We start from the raw sequence: 20,175 nt of genomic DNA, 5'->3' as shown, positions 1-20,175 counted from the left end.
TCAAATCCTCACTGAACCGCGACTGCAGGCGTGTTCCACAACACGACTGCAGCGGTCACCAGCAAATTGATCAGGGTCAGTGGCAGGCAGAATTTCCAGCTGAAATCCATCACCTGGTCATAACGCGGACGCGGAATGGAAGCGCGCAGCAGGATGAACAGCATGATGAAGAACGCGGTCTTCAGTGCGAACCAGACGAACGCCAGTTGCGGCAGGATGCCGAACGGACCGTGCCAGCCACCGAAGAACAGGGTGACCAGCAGCGCCGAGATCAGGATGATGCCGATGTATTCACCGACGAAGAACATGCCCCATTTCATACCGGCGTATTCAATGTGGTAACCGTCGGCCAGTTCCTGCTCCGCTTCCGGCTGGTCGAACGGGTGACGGTGAGTCACGGCGACGCCAGCGATGAAGAAGGTACAGAAGCCGAAGAACTGCGGAATGATGAACCACAGGTTCTGCGCCTGGTACTCGACGATGTCGCGCATGTTGAACGAGCCGACCTGGACCACGATGCCCATCAGGGCCAGGCCCATGAACACTTCGTAGGACACGGTCTGCGCCGACGCACGCAAGCTGCCGAGGAGGGCGAACTTGTTGTTACTCGACCAGCCGGCGAACAGCACCGCGTAGACCGACAGACCGGCCATGGCGAAGAAGAACAGCAGGCCGATGTTCAGATCCGCGACGCCCCAGGTCGGGGTGATCGGGATGATCGCAAAGGCGATCAGCAAGGCGGACATGGCCACCACCGGTGCCAGGGTGAAGATCACTTTATCGGCAAACGGCGGGGTCCAGTCTTCCTTGAAGAACATCTTCAGCATGTCGGCGGCGATCTGGAACATACCAAACGGGCCAACGCGGTTCGGACCGTAACGGTCCTGCCACCAGCCCAGCAGGCGACGTTCGACAAAGCTGAGCAACGCGCCTGCAACCACCACGGCCAGCAGAATCACGATGGCTTTGACGACCGAGAGGATCACATCGATCACTTCAGGGGTGAACCAGGTCATTGCGCTGCCTCCTGCAGACCGTCGACGGATACGCCGGCGAATGCCGGTGGAATGCCGGCGATGCCCGCAGGCAATGCCACCAGACCTGCGCCCAGTTCTTCATTGATACGCAGCGGCAGACGCAGGGTCTGACCGGCCACGTTCAGGCTCAGCAGGGCACCGTCATTGACGCCCAGACGATCGGCTTCCGACTTGGCCAGAGCAACGTATGGAGCCGGAATGCGCTCTTGAACCGGCGCGGCTTTCGAAGAGTTTTCTTCGCTGCCGAACAGATGGAAGAACGGCACGGCTTGCCAGGTGCCCGGCGCCGGGTTGAACGCGCGTGGTGCAGCAGCGAACCAGTTCAGCGAATCGCCAGTGCTTTCGATCAGGCGGGTGCCCGGGTCGCCAGCGCGGATATGACCACCGACTTCGTCCTGGAACTTGTTCCACGCTTGTGGCGAGTTCCAGCCCGGCGACCATGCAAATGGTACTTGCTGACGCGGTTCGGCAGAGCCCGAGTAACCTTCCATTGAGAAGGCAAACGCGGTGTCTTTGTCTTGCGGGGTGCGTGGTTCGTGAACGCTGATGTCGGCGCGCATCGCGGTGCGACCGGAATAACGCAGCGGCTCACGCGCCAGTTTCAGACCCTTGATGCGGAACGCTGCCGAAGGTGCAGCGTCGACGATACGCGCCAGTTGCTCGGTGCTCGAAGCAACGGCAGCAGTCACGTGGTCGAGTTGCGTCCAGTCGATCGGCTGGTTCAGCAGGGTCGCGCGCAGGGCGTGCAGCCAGCGCCAGCCTTCGTGAACCAGGATGCTCGCATCCATGTATTGCGGGTCGAAAACCTGGAAGAAGCGCTGGGCGCGACCTTCCTGGCTGACCAAAGTACCGTCGCCTTCAGCGAAGCTTGCGGCTGGCAGAACCAGGTGCGCGCGGTCGCTGGTAGCCGTCTTCTGATGGTCAGCAACGATCACCACTTGCGCAGCGTTCAGTGCAGCATCGACTTTTTCTTTGGCAGTGCGGGTGTACAGATCGTTTTCCAGCACAACGATGGCGTCGGCTTTACCGTCGATGACAGCTTGCAGCGCAGCATCCACCGACTCGCCACCGAGCATGGCCAGACCGAGGCTGTTGGCTTCCGGGACGATCAGGCTGATCGAACCGTTCTTCTCGCGCAGCTTCAGTGCCTTGGCGATGTTCGCGGCGGCTTCGATCAAGGCTTTGGAGCCCAGCGAAGTACCGGCGATGATCAGCGGACGTTTGGCGGCGAGCAGGGCATCAGCAATGCGCTTGGCCAGTTGCAGTGCTTCGGCATCCAGACCTTCAACGGCCGGGGCGCTGGCATCCAGCGCGTGAGCCACGGCGAAACCGATGCGCGCCAGATCGTCAGGAGCTGCGTGAACGCATTCTTCAGCAACGTCGTCGAGCTTGGTTTCCGCCAGACTGGCGATGAACAGCGGGTTCAGCGCGTGCTGACCGATGTTCTTCACCGCCGCGTCGAGCCAAGGCTGAACGCGCATGGCTTCAGCCATGTCTTCAGCTTTGCCTTTGACCGATTGACGCAGCGACAGCGCCACACGGGCGGCGGTCTGGGTCAGGTCCTCACCGAGGACGAAAATTGCATCGTGGTCTTCGATGTCGCGCATATTCGGCACTGGCAGCGGGCTGTCTTTCAGCACTTGCAGGACCAGACGGATGCGTTCCAGTTCGGACGCTTCGATACCCGAGTAGAAGTGCTCGGCGCCAACCAGTTCGCGCAACGCGTAGTTGCTTTCGAGGCTGGCACGCGGCGAACCGATGCCGACGATGTTGCGACCGCGCAGCAGGTCAGCGGCTTTATCCAGCGCAGCATCCAGACCGAGCTTGGTGCCGTCGGCCAGCAGCGGCTGACGTGGACGGTCGGTGCGGTTGACGTAGCCATAACCGAAACGGCCACGGTCGCACAGGAAGTACTGGTTCACCGAACCGTTGAAACGGTTTTCGATGCGACGCAGTTCGCCGTAACGCTCGCCCGGCGAGATGTTGCAACCGCTCGAGCAGCCATGGCAGATGCTCGGCGCGAACTGCATGTCCCACTTGCGGTTGTAGCGCTCGGAGTGCGTCTTGTCGGTGAACACACCGGTCGGGCAGACCTCGGTGAGGTTGCCGGAGAACTCGCTTTCGAGGGTACCGTCTTCAACGCGACCGAAGTACACGTTGTCGTGGGCGCCGAACACACCGAGGTCGGTGCCGCCGGCGTAATCCTTGTAGAAACGCACGCAGCGATAGCAAGCGATGCAGCGGTTCATTTCGTGGGAAATGAACGGGCCCAGTTGCTGGTTCTGGTGGGTGCGTTTGGTGAAGCGATAACGGCGCTCGTTGTGGCCGGTCATCACGGTCATGTCTTGCAGGTGGCAATGACCGCCTTCTTCGCACACAGGGCAGTCGTGCGGGTGGTTGGTCATCAGCCATTCAACAACACTGGCGCGGAACGCCTTGGATTCTTCATCTTCGATGGAGATCCAGGTGTTGTCGGTGGCAGGGGTCATGCAGGACATGACGATGCGACCACGGGTGTCGTTCTCGTCGGTGTACTGCTTGACCGCGCACTGGCGGCAAGCCCCGACGCTACCGAGCGCGGGGTGCCAGCAGAAATATGGAATGTCGAGGCCCAGCGACAGACATGCCTGTAACAGGTTGTCTGCCCCGTCGACTTCGAGCGCTTTGCCGTCTACGTGGATAGTGGCCATGGTTCAAAGGTCTTCGTTGGCCCGGTGTCAGCGGGCGTGGCTAATGGAATCTTGTTATCCGTCCGAATCCAGTCAGCCCCGAAAGGCGTCATCGGACGAAAGGCGAAGGGCACGGACCCTTCGCCTTTTTAAGCGTTTACGCGCCGATTACGATCGGCCTTGCCAGAGGCGGGACGGCGGCGCTGACTGGCGCGATACCGGCTTCGAACTCTGGACGGAAGTATTTGATGGCACTGCCCAACGGTTCCACGGCACCCGGTGCGTGAGCACAGAAGGTCTTGCCCGGGCCGAGGAAGTTGACCAGACCCAGCAGGGTCTCGATGTCGCCAGGCTGACCGCGGCCTTGTTCGATGGCCATCAGCAGCTTGACGCTCCATGGCAGACCATCACGGCACGGGGTGCAGAAACCGCACGACTCGCGAGCGAAGAACTGCTCCATGTTGCGCAGCAAGGAGACCATGTTGACGCTGTCGTCCACCGCCATGGCCAGGCCGGTACCCATACGGGTGCCCACTTTGGCGATGCCGCCGGCATACATTTGCGCGTCGAGATGTTCTGGCAGAAGGAAACCGGTACCTGCGCCACCTGGCTGCCAGGCCTTGAGCTTGAAGCCGTCGCGCATGCCGCCGGCGTAGTCTTCGAACAACTCGCGACCGGTGACGCCGAATGGCAGCTCCCACAGACCCGGGTTCTTGACCTTGCCAGAGAAGCCCATGAGTTTGGTGCCCATGTCTTCGCTGCCTTCGCGCGCCAACGATTTGTACCAGTCAACGCCGTCGGCGATGATCGCCGGCACGTTGCACAGGGTTTCCACGTTGTTCACGCAAGTCGGCTTGCCCCACACGCCGACGGCGGCAGGGAAGGGCGGCTTGGAGCGCGGGTTGGCGCGGCGGCCTTCGAGGGAGTTGATCAGTGCGGTTTCTTCACCGCAGATGTAACGCCCGGCGCCGGTGTGGACGAACAGCTCGAAATCGAAGCCGCTGCCCAGAATGTTCTTGCCCAGCAGGCCCGCAGCCTTGGCTTCTTCCACGGCACGGTTGAGGTGCTTGGCGGCGGTGGTGTATTCGCCACGCAGGAAGATGTAGCCACGGTAGGTTTTCAGCGCGCGGGCACTGATCAGCATGCCCTCGATCAGCAGATGGGGCAGTTGCTCCATCAGCATGCGGTCTTTCCAGGTGTTCGGCTCCATTTCATCCGCGTTGCACAGCAAATAACGGATGTTGATGGATTCGTCTTTGGGCATCAGGCCCCACTTCACACCAGTGGGGAAGCCTGCACCGCCGCGACCTTTGAGGCCGGCGTCTTTCACGGTCTGGACGATAGCGTCCTGATCCATGTCGGCGAAGGCTTTGCGCGCCGCAGCGTAACCGTTCTTGGCCTGGTACTCGTCGAGCCACACGGCTTCGCCGTCGTCACGCAGACGCCAGGTCAGCGGGTGAGTCTCGGCCGAACGCTGGATGCGGTTGGCAGGACCGAAAGATGTCAGGGTCATACGTAGCCCTCGAGCAGTTTGGCGACGCCAGCAGGCTGCACATCACCAAAGGTGTCGTCGTCGATCATCAGCGCCGGTGCCTTGTCGCAGTTGCCGAGGCAGCAGACAGGCAGCAGGGTGAAACGACCGTCGGTGGTGGTCTGACCCAGGCCGATGCCCAGATTGTTCTGGATTTCGCTGACTACCGATTCGTGGCCGCCGATGTAGCAGACCATGCTGTCGCAGACGCGAATGATGTGACGGCCGACCGGCTGACGGAAGATCTGGCTATAGAACGTCGCCACACCTTCAACGTCGCTGGCCGGGATGCCGAGAATCTCGCCGATCGCGTACAAGGCGCCATCCGGCACCCAGCCGCGTTCTTTCTGAACGATCTTCAGGGCTTCGATCGACGCCGCGCGCGGGTCTTCGTAGTGATGCAGCTCGTGCTCGATGGCCGAGCGCTCGGTTTCACTCAAGGTGAAACGGTCTGTCTGGATAAGCGTGCTGTTCATGCTTAGCGGTCCACGTCGGCCATAACGAAATCGATACTACCCAGGTACGCAATCATGTCCGCGACCATGCTGCCTTTGATCACCGAAGGGATCTGTTGCAGATGCGGGAAGCTTGGAGTGCGGATCCGGGTACGGTAGCTCATGGTGCCGCCGTCGCTCGTCAGGTAATAACTGTTGATGCCCTTGGTCGCTTCGATCATCTGGAAGGATTCGTTGGCCGGCATCACCGGGCCCCACGAAACTTGCAGGAAGTGCGTGATCAAGGTTTCGATGTGCTGCAGCGTGCGCTCTTTGGGCGGCGGCGTGGTCAGCGGGTGATCCGCCTTGTACGGGCCTTCCGGCATGTTGCGCATGCACTGGTCGATGATCTTGATGCTCTGGCGCATTTCTTCAACGCGAACCATGCAGCGGTCGTAGGCATCGCCATTGGCGGCCAGCGGCACTTCGAACTCGAAGTTCTCGTAGCCGGAGTAGGGGCGCGCTTTACGCAGGTCGAAATCGCAACCGGTCGAACGCAGGCCAGCACCGGTGACGCCCCATTCCAGGGCTTCTTTGGTGTTGTACTGGGCGACGCCGATGGTACGACCCTTGAGGATGCTGTTCTGCAGGGCAGCCTTGGTGTATTCGTCGAGGCGTTTTGGCAGCCATTCAACGAAGTCTTTCACCAGTTTTTCCCAGCCGCGCGGCAGGTCGTGGGCAACACCACCGATGCGGTACCAGGCCGGGTGCAGACGGAAACCGGTAATGGCTTCAATCACCGTGTACGCCTTCTGGCGGTCGGTGAAGGTGAAGAACACCGGAGTCATGGCGCCGACGTCCTGGATGTAAGTCCCGAGGAACAGCAGGTGGCTGGTGATCCGGAAGAACTCGGCCATCATGATGCGAATGACGTCGACCTTCTCGGGCACTTTGATGCCGGCCAGCTTCTCGACCGAGAGCACGTACGGCAGGTTGTTCATCACGCCGCCGAGGTAGTCGATACGGTCGGTGTACGGGATGAAGCTGTGCCACGACTGACGCTCGGCCATCTTCTCGGCACCACGGTGGTGGTAGCCGATGTCCGGCACGCAGTCGACGATCTCTTCTCCGTCCAGTTGCAGAATGATGCGGAACGCACCGTGCGCCGAAGGGTGGTTCGGGCCGAGGTTGAGGAACATGTAGTCCTCGTTCGGGCCGGAACGCTTCATGCCCCAGTCTTCCGGACGGAAACGCGCGGCTTCTTCCTCAAGCTGTTGCTTGGCGAGGTTGAGGCTGTACGGATCGAATTCGGTGGCGCGCGCCGGGAAGTCCTTGCGCAGCGGGTGACCTTCCCAGGTCGGCGGCATCATGATGCGCGACAGGTGCGGGTGACCTTTGAAGTCGATGCCGAACATGTCCCAGACTTCACGCTCGTACCAGTTGGCGTTCGGCCAGATGCTGGTGACGGTCGGCAAGCTGAGGTCGCTCTCGGACAAGGCGACCTTGATCATCACGTCACTATTACGCTCCAGCGACATGAGGTGATAGAACACGGTGAACTCAGCGTCGCTCGGCAGGCCTTGACGCTTGGTGCGCAGACGCTCGTCCACGCCGTGCAGGTCATAGAGCATGACGTACGGCTTGGGCAGGTTACGCAGGAAAGTCAGGACTTCGACGAGTCTGGCACGCGCCACCCACAGCACCGGCATGCCGGTGCGGGTCGACTGAGCGGTGAACGCTTCGGCGCCAAAACGGTTGTTCAATTCAACGACCACATCCTGGTCGTCTGCCTTATAAGGCGGGATGTACAGAGCGCTGCCTGTAGTCATGGTTATTTTTTCGCTTTCGGTCAACGTAAAGAATGAAGCCAGCTTCTCGTTTCTTTGTCAGAACAGATCTGGATCAGACTTCGTCAGGGCTGCGCAGGTTGGTGACTGCGATTCGCTGTTCGCGGCGCTCTTCCTTTTGCGAAGGCATGTCGGCGCGATAAACGCCTTGATCACCAACGACCCAGGAAAGCGGACGACGCTCCTTGCCGATCGATTCCTGCAACAGCATCAAGCCTTGCAGAAATGCTTCCGGACGAGGAGGGCAGCCAGGTACGTAGACGTCCACGGGCAGGAACTTGTCCACCCCTTGAACCACAGAGTAGATGTCGTACATGCCACCGGAGTTAGCGCACGAACCCATGGAGATCACCCATTTCGGCTCGAGCATCTGCTCGTAGAGACGCTGGATGATCGGCGCCATCTTGATGAAGCAGGTGCCGGCGATAACCATGAAGTCGGCCTGACGCGGCGATGCCCGGATCACTTCGGCGCCAAAGCGCGCGATGTCGTGGGGCGCCGTGAAGGCGGTGGTCATTTCCACGTAGCAGCACGACAGGCCGAAGTTGTACGGCCACAGGGAGTTTTTACGTCCCCAGTTGACCGCGCCACTCAGCACGTCTTCCAGCTTGCCCATGAAAATGTTTTTGTGGACTTGATCTTCTAACGGATCGGAAACGGTTTCCCGTTCGCCAATCGGATACTGCTCGTTAGGAGCATCGGGGTCGATCCTGGTGAGATTGTATTGCATTGCCAAAGCCTCATTGTTTCAGCTTCGCCTGCCGCTTGCGACGAGCTTCCGGAGCCCAGTCAAGGGCGCCCACTCGGAACAGGTAGACAAGACCTGCCAACAGAATTGCTATGAAAACGAGAGCTTCGACGAATCCGGTCCAGCCGCTTTCGCGGACGGACACAGACCATGCAAAGAGAAAGAGGGCTTCGATATCGAAGATCACGAAGAGCATCGCGACCAGATAGAATTTGGCTGAGAGCCGCAAGCGGGCGCCACCGGTAGGTAGCATGCCGGACTCGAACGGTTCGTTTTTGCTGCGGCCCCAGGCTTTTGACCCAAGGAGGCTGGAGACGCCAAGCATGAAGGCACACAGGCCGACGACACCCAGAAGGAAAATGGCAAAGCCCCAGTTGTGGGCCATGAGTCCTGTCGCTTCGGGCATGCTGGTAATCCTTAACAGAGAGCAAAGGTCTCTGAGCTTGATAAAGAAATAGGCAGTGACGATATGTCGCAGCAATCAATCGCGCTGATTTTATGGCTAAACACCCTGCAAGTAAAATTCCTATAGCGAAATTATTTATTGGAATAAGGACATAGCGCATCTCCAATGCCCTGCAGCCCATGCGTTGCGGGCATTAGGCGGGTTTATGCAAATAATGTTTTGTAGGGAATGTAACGAACATAGTTGCGGCTAAATGATAATTAATATCGTTTGGAGTGGTTTTGTAACTGTTTAACGGGATGTCAGTTGGGAAGTTGTCTTACTTGCACGTTACTGCAAGTAGCGACGGCGCCCGTTTTAGCGGATTTTTCTGACGGTTGTACCGCGCTGGATCAATGTTTTGATTCGCGGCTGACGCTTTTCCTGTGGGAGCGAGCTTGCTCGCGAATGCGGTTCATCATTCGACATGGATAGTGACTGACATGACGCCTTCGCGAGCAAGCTCGCTTCCACAGAGGGTTTGTGGCGTCTGGGAGATTGTCTCGGGCAAAAAAACGCCCCGAACCAGTCGGGGCGTCAGTTTTGCGGCTCTGCGGTTAGCTTTCTATACGATCCGCAGAGGCCGTTTACTCAGCGAAGCCGAATCAGTGGAACTGTTCTTCTTCAGTCGAACCGGTCAGCGCGGTTACCGAAGACGAGCCACCTTGAATCACAGTGGTCATGTCGTCGAAGTAGCCGGTGCCCACTTCCTGCTGGTGCGCCACGAAGGTGTAACCCTTGGCGGCGTCAGCGAATTCCTGCTCTTGCAGCTTCACGTAGGCAGTCATGTCGTTGCGGGCGTAGTCGTGCGCCAGGTTGAACATGCTGTGCCACATGTTGTGAATGCCGGCCAGGGTGATGAACTGGTGCTTGTAACCCATGGCGGACAGTTCGCGCTGGAACTTGGCGATGGTCGCGTCGTCGAGGTTTTTCTTCCAGTTGAAGGAAGGCGAGCAGTTGTACGACAGCAGTTGGTCCGGGTATTCCTTTTTGATCGCTTCGGCGAAGCGACGAGCCTCGTCCAGATCCGGCTTGGCGGTTTCGCACCAGATCAGGTCGGCGTATGGCGCGTAAGCCAGACCACGAGCGATGGCTTGATCCAGACCGGCGCGGACCTTGTAGAAACCTTCCTGAGTGCGCTCGCCAGTCACGAACGGCTGGTCGTACGGGTCGCAATCGGAGGTCAGCAGGTCAGCGGCGTTGGCGTCGGTACGGGCCAGAATGATGGTCGGTGTACCGGCAACGTCAGCAGCCAAGCGAGCAGCGGTCAGCTTCTGTACGGCTTCCTGAGTTGGAACCAGTACTTTACCGCCCATGTGGCCGCATTTTTTCACGGAAGCCAATTGGTCTTCGAAGTGAACGCCGGCAGCGCCTGCTTCGATCATGCTCTTCATCAGTTCGTAGGCGTTCAGTACGCCGCCGAAACCGGCTTCAGCGTCAGCCACGATCGGCGCGAAGTAGTCGATGTAGCCATCGTCGCCCGGGTTCTTGCCGGCTTTCCACTGGATCTGGTCAGCACGACGGAACGAGTTGTTGATGCGCTTGACCACGGTTGGCACCGAGTCCACCGGGTACAGCGACTGGTCCGGGTACATGGATTCTGCGGAGTTGTTGTCCGCAGCCACTTGCCAGCCCGACAGGTAGATCGCCTGGATACCGGCTTTGACCTGTTGAACAGCCTGGCCACCGGTCAGGGCGCCCATGCAGTTGACGAAATCTTTCTCAGGACGGAAGGACGGCTTGGCACCCTGGGTGACCAGGTTCCACAGCTTGTCGGCGCCCATTTTTGCAAAGGTGTGCTCAGGTTGAACCGAGCCACGCAGACGGACGACGTCAGCAGCGGAGTAAGTGCGTGTCACGCCTTTCCAGCGCGGGTTTTCAGCCCAGTCTTTTTCGAGGGCTGCAATTTGCTGTTCGCGTGTCAGTGCCATGGAGATAAACCTCGTCGCGTCTTTTATGAAAAGTTGTTCTGCGGTGGAAAATTCCTGCGCTCGCTGACCAGAAGCTTAGGTGGTCAAGTCGGATTCGGCGGGGTAGGCGACGGGATGAACGATGGGCTCGAGGGGAAGTGAGCAGGTAGTGGCGGACTGTGGGCGCATGCGGGCGTCGTGGGCCTCTATACGGTCTACAGTGTGATGCCGGGTTACCTAAATACGCTTCCGTCCCTCGGGACAACTTCGTTCCAGTCGGCAACCTCGTCAAACACACCTTGTGGGCGGTACAGACACGAAGCGGTTCGCGGGGTAGGTGCGAACATCGCTTCGAAGGCCCTTGCCAGGGCCTCTGATTAGCGGGAGCGAGGCCATCATGCCTTCGCTTTTTTGCCTCGTCAAACGTTTTGTAGTGCTTTTTTTAAAGCACTACATCTTTCGTCTAATACGACTAATCAGTCAGTTTTCGGTGCTTTAGTCCAAGGCGTCGACTTTCACCCGCAAGGTCATGTCATCCCGGCCTTGAGTCGAGTAGCTGCGGGTCAGGCCCTGTTTGTCGGCCTGTGTCTGGCGATTGACGCCGGCGAGGGTGATCCACTCACCAAGGCGTCCGCTGACAGTTGTGTCGGTGCTTTGCACGTTCACTACATCGGGACGTTCCTGGCTCATGCGGTCACGGTTGGTACTGATCGCCAAGTGAACGATGTCGCCGGTGACGCTGGCGGTGACATAGAAACCCTGGGTGACGTTGCGGTATTGGGTCTGGCTGCTGTAATCGCCATAGGAGTTGCTCTGGCTACTGGTGATTGGCACGCTTTGCCCGACTTGAATCAGCGCCGGCATGCCATCGGTGGCCTGTACTTGCTGCACGCCGCCGTCGCGGCTGGCGGTGCTGCGGCTGATGATGCGGGTCTGGTTCGGTTGGGCGCCGTTGACCGAATAACCTTCGTCGCCACGGCCATTGTTTTCATTGGTGTCGACGGTGATCAGCAAGCGTTTCGGCGCCGTGTCGAGTTGGGTGATCAGCGCCTTGAGTTCCTGAATCTTGTCCGGCTCGGCCTTGATGATCAGTTGGTTACCATAGGCGCTGACCTGACCGTCCTTGCCGAGGAAGTCTTGCGCCATCGGCAGCATGTCGGTGCTGGTGCGGTAATTGAGAGGCACGATTTCTGTGGCTGCCATCACCGTAAAACTGCAACCGAGCAGCAGGGTGGTGAGCAGGGTGCGTAGGGACATGTCCGTTATCTCCGCTTTCGAAAGGCTTGATATTGCCAGTTTGTCGGCCCTGGGTGGGGCAAGTTGAATCGTAGACAGCAAAACGCCCCGGCATCGGCGGATGTCGGGGCGTTTTGTGGTGTTCTCGCGGGCCTCTTCGCGAGCAGGCTCGCTCCCACATTGGATCTCTGTCTGACACAAAAATCGTGTCCGCAGGAGATCCTCTGTGGGAGCGAGCCTGCTCGCGAAAGCCGCGCCGCGGTCTCAGGCCGAATGCCGAACCATATCGACATGCGGAATCCCGGCTTCGAGGAATTCCTCGCTGACCAGGCTGAAACCCAAGCGCTCATAGAACGCTGTGGCCTGCACCTGAGCGCTGAGCATCTGCTCTTTCAAGCCACGCGCTTCCGCTTCGGCGATGACCGCTTGCATCAGCGCATCACCCACCTTCATGCCGCGCCAGTCTTTCAGCACCGAAACCCGGCCGATGTGCCCGTCAGGCAACAGGCGCGCAGTACCAATCGGAAAGTCGCCTTCAAACGCCAGAAAATGCACGGCGGTCGCGTCGTCCGCGTCCCATTCCAGCTCAGGTGGCACCGATTGCTCGGCGATGAACACCGTTTCACGAATGCGCCGGATCTCGGCGATGTCCTTCTGCCAGTCTGCGACACGTACGCGAATCTTATTCATCGGCGAACCCCAGGCTCCCTTGCTTGACCAGTTGGCACAGCAGGCTGCAAGCGTCTTCGTCGTTCAGCCACTCGCCGAGGTTGTCGGTGTGCAGGGCGTCGGCGGCGCAGATCAGCTTCAGCAACTCGCGCAGCTTGCCCGGCAGGTAACGGCTCTGGCCGCTGGCGAACAGCAGCAGGTCGTCATCGACTTCCGACCAGGCCAGACGCGCGCTCGGGTTGCGGATCAGGATGGCGCCATCCTGCAGGGCGGCGAGGAAGTCTTCTTCTTCGATTTCTTCCGGGCCGGCCACCAGTTCTGGATAGCGCGGTTCGGTCATGTACTGGCCGAACCAGGTCAGCAGCAGGCGCTCGTCGCTCATGTGCTCGGCGAGCAGGGCTTTCAGGCGATCCAGTGCGTCGTGTTGAATCTGGTGCGGATCGGCTGCTGGCTGTGCGTCTGCATCGGTGTAGCGCTCTTCGTCAGTCAGGAACTGGCTGAGGAAGTCGGTGAAGTGGGTCAGCACTTCGGAAGCGCTTGGTGCACGGAAGCCGACCGAGTAAGTCATGCAGTTGTCGACCGCAACACCGCAGTGGGCCAGACGTGGCGGCAGGTAGAGCATGTCGCCCGGTTCCAGCACCCACTCTTCGGTCTCGTGGAATTCAGCGAGGATGCGCAGGTCCGCGTGTTGCAGCAGCGGGCTCTCGGAATCGCACATCTGGCCGATTTTCCAGTTGCGCTTGCCGTGGCCTTGCAGCAGGAACACGTCGTAGTTGTCGAAGTGCGGACCGACGCTGCCACCCGGGGCGGCGAAGCTGATCATCACGTCGTCGACGCGCCAGCTCGGCAGGAAGCGGAAGTTTTCCAGCAGCTCGCTGACTTCCGGCACGAATTGGTCGACCGCTTGAACCAGCAGGGTCCACTCTTTTTCCGGCAATTTGCTGAATTCGTCTTCAGCGAACGGGCCGCGACGCAGTTCCCATGGACGCTCGCCGTGCTCGATCACCAGGCGCGATTCGACTTCTTCTTCCAGGGCCAGGCCGGCCAGTTCGTCGGCGTCGATCGGGCTTTCGAAGTCAGGAATCGCCTGACGGATCAGCAATGGCTTTTTCTGCCAGTAGTCGCGCAGGAATTCGCGTGCCGTGATGCCGCCCAGAAGTTGAAGAGGAATATCGGGATTCATATGTAACCTATTGAAAAAAAGCACTTTTCAGACGGGAATAAAAACGCCCGGCGCGGCCGGGCGTCTCAAGCGGGTCAAACGGTCGATCAGATGCGTTTGGCTTGCGCTACAGCGTTGCCGATGTAGTTGGCCGGGGTCAGTTGCTTGAGCTCGGCTTTCGCTTCGGCAGGCATGTCCAGACCATCGATGAAAGTCTGCAACGCTTCAGGGCTGATGCCCTTGCCGCGGGTCAGTTCTTTCAGCTTCTCGTACGGGTTCTCGATGTTGTAACGGCGCATCACGGTCTGGATCGGCTCAGCCAATACTTCCCAGCAAGCGTCGAGGTCGGCAGCAATCTTCTGAGCGTTCAGCTCCAGTTTGCTGATGCCTTTGAGGCTGGCTTCGTAGGCGATCACGCTGTGGGCGAAGCCGACACCGAGGTTACGCAGTACGGTGGAGTCGGTCAGGTCGCGCTGCCAGCGGGAGATCGGCAGTTTGCTCGCCAGGTGCTGGAACAGTGCGTTGGCGATACCGAGATTGCCTTCGGAGTTTTCGAAGTCGATCGGGTTGACCTTGTGCGGCATGGTCGACGAACCGATTTCGCCAGCGATGGTGCGCTGCTTGAAGTAACCCAGGGAGATGTAGCCCCAGATGTCACGGTCGAAGTCGATCAGGATGGTGTTGAAGCGCGCGATCGCGTCGAACAGCTCGGCGATGTAGTCGTGCGGTTCGATCTGCGTGGTGTACGGGTTGAAGCCCAGGCCCAGCTCGTCTTCGATGAAGGCGCGGGCATTGGCTTCCCAGTCGATCTGCGGGTAGGCCGACAGGTGCGCGTTGTAGTTGCCGACAGCGCCGTTGATCTTGCCCAGCAGTGGCACGGCAGCGACTTGAGCGATCTGACGCTCGAGACGGTAAACCACGTTCGCCAGCTCTTTGCCCAGAGTGGTCGGCGAAGCCGGTTGACCGTGGGTGCGCGACAGCATTGGCACGTCAGCGAAACGGATGGCCAGTTCGCGGATGGCGTTGGCGGTCTGGCGCATCAGCGGCAGCATCACGTCGTCACGGCCTTCGCGCAGCATCAGGGCGTGGGACAGGTTGTTGATGTCTTCGCTGGTGCAGGCAAAGTGGATGAACTCGCTGACCTTGGCCAGTTCCGGCAGCTTGGCCGCCTGCTCTTTGAGCAGGTATTCGATCGCTTTGACGTCGTGGTTGGTGGTGCGCTCGATCTCTTTGACGCGCTCGGCGTGCTCCAGCGAGAAGTTTTCAGCCAGTTCATTGAGAACGGCGTTGGCCTCGGCGGAGAAAGCTGGCACTTCAGGGATACCAGCGTGGGCGGCCAGGCGCTGGAGCCAGCGCACTTCAACCAGAACACGGGCACGGATCAAGCCGTACTCGCTGAAAATCGGGCGCAGGGCCTGGGTTTTGCCGGCGTAGCGGCCGTCAACAGGGGAAACCGCAGTGAGCGAAGAAAGCTGCATGGGGTGTTCTCGGACAGTCGGGCAACGAAATGGGGCGCGTATCATACATGAAAAAATCCGCCGGTCCGTTGCCAACTGACCGGCGTATTACGCGTTACAGACTACAAAGCTTTTATTGCGCGGCGTTTTACTCGCTGCGCATCAACGGATACAGCTCTTTGAGCAGCTTGCGCCGGCTGATCACCAACTGCCAGCGATGGCCGCCGAGCTGTCGCCACAGGCGCGCTGAACGAATGCCGGCAAGCAGCAGGGCGCGGATCTTCGAGGCATTGCTCGGCTGCTGCAGATTGCGCATGTCGCCGTGTACCTGAATGCGTTGGCGCAGGGTGCTCAGGGTGTCCTGATACAGCGCGCCGCAAGCCGCGACCACGTTTTCGTGGGCCGGGCCGAAATGCTCGACCTGCGACTGGATCTGCGGCAAACGCTTGCCGATGATGTCGAGCATGTCGTTGCGCTTGGCCAGTTGACGCTCAAGACCGAGCATCGACAGGGCGTAACGCAGCGGCTCGCGTTGCAACGTGCTCGGATCGCGTTCAAGTGCGCCGATCAACGCGCGGTAGCCTTCGCGCAGATTGATGTCGTCGCCGCCGTACACATCCAGCGTGTCCTTCGGATCGCGCACCAGCAGGCTGCCAAGCATGCAGCTGAGGCCGGCTTCGCTGGTCTGGCCGGTCTTGGCGATCCGGTCGACCAAAACGGCCGCGAGAAACACACCACCCAGCGCCGTCAGTTGCTCCTGAGTCGGGCTCATGCCTGGCCGCTCCACGGCTCGGCGACTTCGATCACGCCGCCGCCGAGGCAGATTTCACCGTCGTAGAACACCACGGACTGGCCCGGCGTCACCGCGCGTTGCGGTTCGTCGAACACGGCGCGGTAGCCGTTGGCGGTTTTTTCCAGGGTGCAGGCTTGATCGCTCTGGCGATAACGCACTTTCGCGGTCAGGCGCAGCGGCTGGCTCAGATCGATCGGGTTGACCCAATAGATTTCCGAAGCGAGCAGGGCGCCGGAGAACAGCCATGGATGGTTGTTGCCCTGGCCGACAATCAGCTCGTTGCTGTCGAGATCCTTGCGCAGCACGTACCACGGCTCATCGCCGGCGTCTTTCAAACCGCCGATACCGAGGCCTTGGCGCTGACCGATGGTGTGGTACATCAAACCGTGGTGACGGCCGATGACTTCGCCTTCGGTGGTCTTGATCTCACCCGGTTGCGCCGGCAGGTATTGCTTGAGGAAATCGCTGAAGCGACGCTCGCCGATGAAGCAGATTCCGGTGGAATCCTTCTTCTTGGCGGTCGCCAGCTCGTATTTCTCGGCAATGGCGCGCACTTCCGGTTTTTCCAGTTCGCCGACAGGGAACAGGGTCTTGGCGATCTGTTCACCGCCGACGGCGTGCAGGAAGTAGCTCTGATCCTTGTTCGGATCGAGGCCTTTGAGCAGTTCGGTGCGGCCATCGATGTCGCGGCGGCGCACGTAGTGACCGGTGGCGATCAGGTCGGCACCGAGCATCATGGCGTAGTCGAGGAACGCCTTGAACTTGATCTCGCGGTTACACAGGATGTCCGGATTCGGCGTGCGCCCGGCCTTGTATTCGGCGAGGAAATGCTCGAACACGTTGTCCCAGTACTCGGCGGCGAAGTTGGCGGTGTGCAGCTTGATGCCGATCTTGTCGCAGACAGCCTGGGCATCCGCCAGGTCGTCCATGGCGGTGCAGTATTCCGTTCCGTCGTCTTCTTCCCAGTTCTTCATGAACAGGCCTTCCACTTCATAACCCTGCTCGATCAGCAGGAGAGCGGAAACGGAAGAGTCCACGCCGCCGGACATGCCGACAATGACGCGCTTCTTGGATGTGTCAGAAGGGGCTGGATCACGCATAGGGATTCAATGAGTGTCTTGAAAAAGGACGCGATTCTAGCAGGCTCGCGGCCTCAAGGCTAAAGAGAAGGGCGGATCAGTTCGAGGCTGAAGTGATGACCGGCCAGATAGTCGTCGATGCAGCGGATGATCAGCTCACTGCGCCAGTTGTCGCGTTGAGTCATTAATTCGTCACGGGTCAGCCACTTGGCGCCGACGATGCCGTCGTCGAGCTGATAATCCGGGTGATGTTTGACGGCTTTGGCGCTGAAACATACGCGCTGATAGGTCACGCCGTTGCTCGGCGCGGTGTACAGGTAAATGCCGATGACGCCGGTGGGTTCGACGTCCCAGCCGGTTTCTTCGAGAGTTTCGCGTACGGCGGCGTCGATCAGGGTTTCGTCCGGGTCGAGATGGCCGGCGGGCTGGTTGAGGACATTACGCCCGGCCTTGTGTTCTTCAACCATCAGAAAGCGACCGTTGTCCTCGACGATGGTGGCGACGGTGATGTGGGGGAGCCATTCCATAGGATGTCCTCAAATATAGAATTGAAACCCAATCCCCCTGTGGGAGCGAGCAGGCTCGCTCCCACAGGGGGATTGGGTGAGCTCTGGAAACACAAACCCCGGCACGGGGCCGGGGTTTGTGATGTTCCCTTTACAACCTTAAACCAGCGCAGCAATCGCCGCGTTGAGGGTTGCGCTTGGGCGCATGGCCTTGCTGATCAACTCGGCATTGGCGTGGTAGTAACCGCCGATGTCGACTGGCTTGCCCTGAACGGCGTTGAGCTCGGCAACGATGGTTGCTTCGTTCTCGGTCAGAGTCTTGGCCAGCGTCGCGAACTGCGCTTGCAGTGCAGCGTCTTCAGTCTGGGCGGCCAGAGCCTGAGCCCAGTACATCGCCAGGTAGAAGTGGCTGCCGCGGTTGTCGATGTTGCCGACTTTGCGCGATGGCGACTTGTTGTTGTCGAGGAACTGGCCAGTGGCCTGATCCAGAGTCTTCGACAGCACCAGTGCTTTCGGGTTGTTGTAGTTCACACCCAGATGCTCAAGGGACGCTGCCAGTGCGAGGAACTCGCCCAGCGAATCCCAGCGCAGGAAGTTCTCTTCAACCAGTTGCTGCACGTGCTTCGGTGCCGAACCGCCAGCGCCGGTTTCGAACAGACCACCGCCGTTCATCAGCGGCACGATCGACAGCATCTTGGCGCTGGTGCCCAGTTCCATGATCGGGAACAGGTCGGTCAGGTAGTCGCGCAGTACGTTGCCGGTCACCGAAATGGTGTCCTTGCCTTCGCGGGTGCGCTGCAGGGTGTACTTCATCGCGTCGACCGGCGCCATGATCTGGATGTCCAGACCGGCAGTGTCGTGATCCTTCAGGTAAGCCTGAACTTTCTCGATCACTACGCCATCGTGAGCGCGCATCGGGTCCAGCCAGAAGATCGCTGGAGTTGCGCTTGCACGAGCGCGGTTGACGGCCAGTTTGACCCAGTCCTGGATCGGCGCGTCTTTGGTCTGGCACATGCGGAAGATGTCGCCGGCTTCAACAGCCTGTTCCATCAGCAGGGTGCCCTTGCTGTCGGTGACGCGAACCACGCCGTCAGCCTTGATCTGGAAAGTCTTGTCGTGCGAGCCGTACTCTTCGGCTTTCTTCGCCATCAGACCAACGTTCGGCACGCTGCCCATGGTGGTTGGGTCGAAGGCGCCATTGGCTTTGCAATCTTCGATCACGGCCTGGTAGATGGTTGCGTAGCAACGATCCGGGATTACCGCCTTGGTGTCGTGCAGTTGACCGTCGGTGCCCCACATCTTGCCGGAGTCACGGATCATCGCTGGCATCGAGGCGTCGACGATCACGTCGCTCGGCACGTGCAGGTTGGTGATGCCTTTGTCGGAGTTGACCATCGCCAGCGATGGACGAGCAGCGTAGACCGCCGCCATGTCAGCTTCGATCTGAGCCTGTTGCTCGGCCGGCAGGGCCTTGATGCGCGCGTACAGATCGCCGATGCCGTTGTTCAGGTTGAAGCCGATCTCGGCCAGCACGGCAGCGTGCTTGGTCAGCGCGTCTTTATAGAACTCGGCAACGATCTGGCCGAACATGATCGGGTCGGAGACCTTCATCATGGTCGCTTTCAGGTGCACCGAGAGCAGCACGCCTTGAGCTTTGGCGCTTTCGATTTCAGCAGCAATGAACGCGCGCAGGGCGTTTTTGCTCATCACGGCGCAGTCGAGGATCTCGCCAGCCTGGACGGTGGTTTTTTCTTTCAGAACAGTAGCGGTACCGTCCTTGGCGATCAGTTCGATCTTCACAGCGTCAGCGGCGTCGATCAGAGCAGCTTTTTCGCTGCCGTAGAAATCGCCGGTGCTCATGTGAGCGACGTGGGACTTGGAGTCTTTGGCCCAGGCGCCCATTTTGTGCGGGTGCTTGCGAGCGTAGTTCTTCACCGACAGCGGAGCGCGACGGTCGGAGTTGCCTTCACGCAGAATCGGGTTCACGGCGCTGCCCTTGACCTTGTCGTAACGCGCCTTGGCGTCTTTGTCGGCGTCGCTGGTTACGGTTTCCGGGTAGTCCGGCAGGTTGTAACCCTGAGCTTGCAGCTCTTTGATCGCGGCTTGCAGCTGTGGCACCGAAGCGCTGATGTTCGGCAGCTTGATGATGTTGGCTTCAGGCGTAACGGCCAGGTCGCCCAGTTCGGCGAGGTGGTCGGCTACGGCTTTGTCGCCCAGTTGCTCGGGGAAGCTGGCCAGAATGCGCGCTGCAAGAGAGATATCGCGGGTTTCCACGGCGATATCGGCCGAGGCGGTGTAAGCCTCGATGATCGGCAGCAGGGAATAGGTGGCGAGGGCTGGAGCTTCGTCGGTGAAGGTATAGATGATCTTCGAGCGGGTGGGCATATTCGGATTAACTCTCTCTTCTTTGCTAAAGCGTGCGCAGAAACTCGAGGGGCGCCGGGTAAGCGCGTTCGTTCAAAGTCATCCATGAACCGAATGTCGAGAATCTTCGCGGTGATGTTGGGTGCATCAGTAGAGCGTCAAGCAGTCGGGCTGCGGTAACAGTCCGGCTATAAGGCGGAAAGTCTCGTTCTAGAGAGGCCAACCGTCGTGACCCTGTGGTCAGCGGGCGGCATTATACATAGGTAGCTGGCAATCTGCCGATGGTTC

The 20,175-nt window shown here is 59.7% G+C and carries 16 protein-coding genes; all 16 read right to left on the bottom strand.

All coding sequences use genetic code 11. The features are described from left to right. Positions 1-8: 8 nt before the first annotated feature. The 16 genes from nuoH to L8H52_RS13755 all read right to left on the bottom strand — a co-directional run bounded on the left by nuoH (position 9) and on the right by L8H52_RS13755 (position 19,908). Positions 9-1,016: an NADH-quinone oxidoreductase subunit NuoH gene (nuoH, locus tag L8H52_RS13830; protein WP_007920179.1), complete on the bottom strand. Its 1,008-nt coding sequence runs from the start codon at positions 1,014-1,016 to the stop codon at positions 9-11. Next, positions 1,013-3,727: an NADH-quinone oxidoreductase subunit NuoG gene (gene nuoG / locus L8H52_RS13825; RefSeq protein WP_242207628.1), complete on the bottom strand. Its 2,715-nt coding sequence runs from the start codon at positions 3,725-3,727 to the stop codon at positions 1,013-1,015. Before nuoG ends, nuoH begins: the two co-directional genes overlap by 4 nt. 136 nt (positions 3,728-3,863) lie before the next feature. Further along, positions 3,864-5,219 carry an NADH-quinone oxidoreductase subunit NuoF gene (gene nuoF / locus L8H52_RS13820; RefSeq protein ID WP_007920184.1) on the bottom strand — a complete coding sequence of 452 codons (1,356 nt, stop codon included), beginning with the start codon at positions 5,217-5,219 and terminating at the stop codon, positions 3,864-3,866. Further along, the gene (gene nuoE / locus L8H52_RS13815; protein ID WP_007920186.1) at positions 5,216-5,713 is read right to left on the bottom strand and encodes an NADH-quinone oxidoreductase subunit NuoE; all 498 of its coding nucleotides are present in this window, start codon (positions 5,711-5,713) and stop codon (positions 5,216-5,218) included. The genes nuoF and nuoE overlap by 4 nt, the downstream gene beginning before the upstream one ends. A gap of 2 nt (positions 5,714-5,715) precedes the next feature. Next, on the bottom strand, positions 5,716-7,500 hold the full coding sequence (nuoC, locus tag L8H52_RS13810; RefSeq protein WP_007920189.1) for an NADH-quinone oxidoreductase subunit C/D: 1,785 nt from the start codon (positions 7,498-7,500) through the stop codon (positions 5,716-5,718). Positions 7,501-7,573: 73 nt separating this feature from the next. Further along, positions 7,574-8,248, bottom strand: coding sequence for an NADH-quinone oxidoreductase subunit B (locus L8H52_RS13805; protein WP_007920192.1), 675 nt, complete (start codon positions 8,246-8,248; stop codon positions 7,574-7,576). Positions 8,249-8,258: 10 nt separating this feature from the next. Next, complete coding sequence (locus L8H52_RS13800; protein ID WP_003223812.1) at positions 8,259-8,672, bottom strand: NADH-quinone oxidoreductase subunit A; 414 nt, start codon at positions 8,670-8,672, stop codon at positions 8,259-8,261. 644 nt (positions 8,673-9,316) lie between these two features. After that, positions 9,317-10,642, bottom strand: coding sequence for an isocitrate lyase (gene aceA / locus L8H52_RS13795; protein ID WP_007920195.1), 1,326 nt, complete (start codon positions 10,640-10,642; stop codon positions 9,317-9,319). A 474-nt stretch (positions 10,643-11,116) separates the two neighbouring features. Continuing rightward, entirely contained in the window at positions 11,117-11,878 is a 762-nt protein-coding gene (locus L8H52_RS13790) for a secretin N-terminal domain-containing protein (RefSeq protein ID WP_242207629.1), read from the bottom strand. Positions 11,879-12,121: 243 nt separating this feature from the next. Continuing rightward, the gene (locus L8H52_RS13785; RefSeq protein ID WP_016987414.1) at positions 12,122-12,547 is read right to left on the bottom strand and encodes a GNAT family N-acetyltransferase; all 426 of its coding nucleotides are present in this window, start codon (positions 12,545-12,547) and stop codon (positions 12,122-12,124) included. Then, positions 12,540-13,709, bottom strand: coding sequence for a cupin domain-containing protein (locus L8H52_RS13780; protein WP_150751091.1), 1,170 nt, complete (start codon positions 13,707-13,709; stop codon positions 12,540-12,542). Before L8H52_RS13780 ends, L8H52_RS13785 begins: the two co-directional genes overlap by 8 nt. Positions 13,710-13,795: 86 nt before the next feature. Continuing rightward, positions 13,796-15,166, bottom strand: a complete 1,371-nt coding sequence (gene purB, locus L8H52_RS13775; RefSeq protein ID WP_102899354.1) for an adenylosuccinate lyase — start codon at positions 15,164-15,166, stop codon at positions 13,796-13,798. A gap of 127 nt (positions 15,167-15,293) precedes the next feature. Then, positions 15,294-15,917, bottom strand: coding sequence for a high frequency lysogenization protein HflD (hflD, locus tag L8H52_RS13770; RefSeq protein ID WP_016987411.1), 624 nt, complete (start codon positions 15,915-15,917; stop codon positions 15,294-15,296). Next, positions 15,914-17,038: a tRNA 2-thiouridine(34) synthase MnmA gene (mnmA, locus tag L8H52_RS13765; RefSeq protein WP_242207630.1), complete on the bottom strand. Its 1,125-nt coding sequence runs from the start codon at positions 17,036-17,038 to the stop codon at positions 15,914-15,916. Before mnmA ends, hflD begins: the two co-directional genes overlap by 4 nt. A 59-nt stretch (positions 17,039-17,097) precedes the next feature. Beyond that, the gene (locus L8H52_RS13760; protein ID WP_242207631.1) at positions 17,098-17,544 is read right to left on the bottom strand and encodes an NUDIX hydrolase; all 447 of its coding nucleotides are present in this window, start codon (positions 17,542-17,544) and stop codon (positions 17,098-17,100) included. Between the two features lie 138 nt (positions 17,545-17,682). Beyond that, positions 17,683-19,908 carry an NADP-dependent isocitrate dehydrogenase gene (locus L8H52_RS13755; protein WP_242207632.1) on the bottom strand — a complete coding sequence of 742 codons (2,226 nt, stop codon included), beginning with the start codon at positions 19,906-19,908 and terminating at the stop codon, positions 17,683-17,685. Positions 19,909-20,175: the final 267 nt, after the last annotated feature.

The sequence above is a fragment of the Pseudomonas sp. CROZ-RG-20F-R04-15 genome (assembly GCF_022662375.1).
In the GTDB taxonomy this organism is placed as follows: domain Bacteria; phylum Pseudomonadota; class Gammaproteobacteria; order Pseudomonadales; family Pseudomonadaceae; genus Aquipseudomonas.
This window is presented reverse-complemented; position numbering and strand designations above follow the sequence as displayed.

Bases quoted from the DNA above. Each gene is read 5' to 3' on its own strand.
- L8H52_RS13785 (WP_016987414.1), bottom strand. From the start codon at position 12,547: ATGAATAAGATTCGCGTACGTGTCGCAGACTGGCAGAAGGACATCGCC.
- nuoG (WP_242207628.1), bottom strand. From the start codon at position 3,727: ATGGCCACTATCCACGTAGACGGCAAAGCGCTCGAAGTCGACGGGGCA.
- hflD (WP_016987411.1), bottom strand. From the start codon at position 15,917: ATGAGCCCGACTCAGGAGCAACTGACGGCGCTGGGTGGTGTGTTTCTC.
- nuoH (WP_007920179.1), bottom strand. From the start codon at position 1,016: ATGACCTGGTTCACCCCTGAAGTGATCGATGTGATCCTCTCGGTCGTC.
- L8H52_RS13790 (WP_242207629.1), bottom strand. From the start codon at position 11,878: ATGTCCCTACGCACCCTGCTCACCACCCTGCTGCTCGGTTGCAGTTTT.
- mnmA (WP_242207630.1), bottom strand. From the start codon at position 17,038: ATGCGTGATCCAGCCCCTTCTGACACATCCAAGAAGCGCGTCATTGTC.
- L8H52_RS13800 (WP_003223812.1), bottom strand. From the start codon at position 8,672: ATGCCCGAAGCGACAGGACTCATGGCCCACAACTGGGGCTTTGCCATT.
- nuoF (WP_007920184.1), bottom strand. From the start codon at position 5,219: ATGACCCTGACATCTTTCGGTCCTGCCAACCGCATCCAGCGTTCGGCC.
- purB (WP_102899354.1), bottom strand. From the start codon at position 15,166: ATGCAGCTTTCTTCGCTCACTGCGGTTTCCCCTGTTGACGGCCGCTAC.
- L8H52_RS13805 (WP_007920192.1), bottom strand. From the start codon at position 8,248: ATGCAATACAATCTCACCAGGATCGACCCCGATGCTCCTAACGAGCAG.
- L8H52_RS13760 (WP_242207631.1), bottom strand. From the start codon at position 17,544: ATGGAATGGCTCCCCCACATCACCGTCGCCACCATCGTCGAGGACAAC.
- aceA (WP_007920195.1), bottom strand. From the start codon at position 10,642: ATGGCACTGACACGCGAACAGCAAATTGCAGCCCTCGAAAAAGACTGG.
- nuoC (WP_007920189.1), bottom strand. From the start codon at position 7,500: ATGACTACAGGCAGCGCTCTGTACATCCCGCCTTATAAGGCAGACGAC.
- L8H52_RS13780 (WP_150751091.1), bottom strand. From the start codon at position 13,709: ATGAATCCCGATATTCCTCTTCAACTTCTGGGCGGCATCACGGCACGC.
- nuoE (WP_007920186.1), bottom strand. From the start codon at position 5,713: ATGAACAGCACGCTTATCCAGACAGACCGTTTCACCTTGAGTGAAACC.
- L8H52_RS13755 (WP_242207632.1), bottom strand. From the start codon at position 19,908: ATGCCCACCCGCTCGAAGATCATCTATACCTTCACCGACGAAGCTCCA.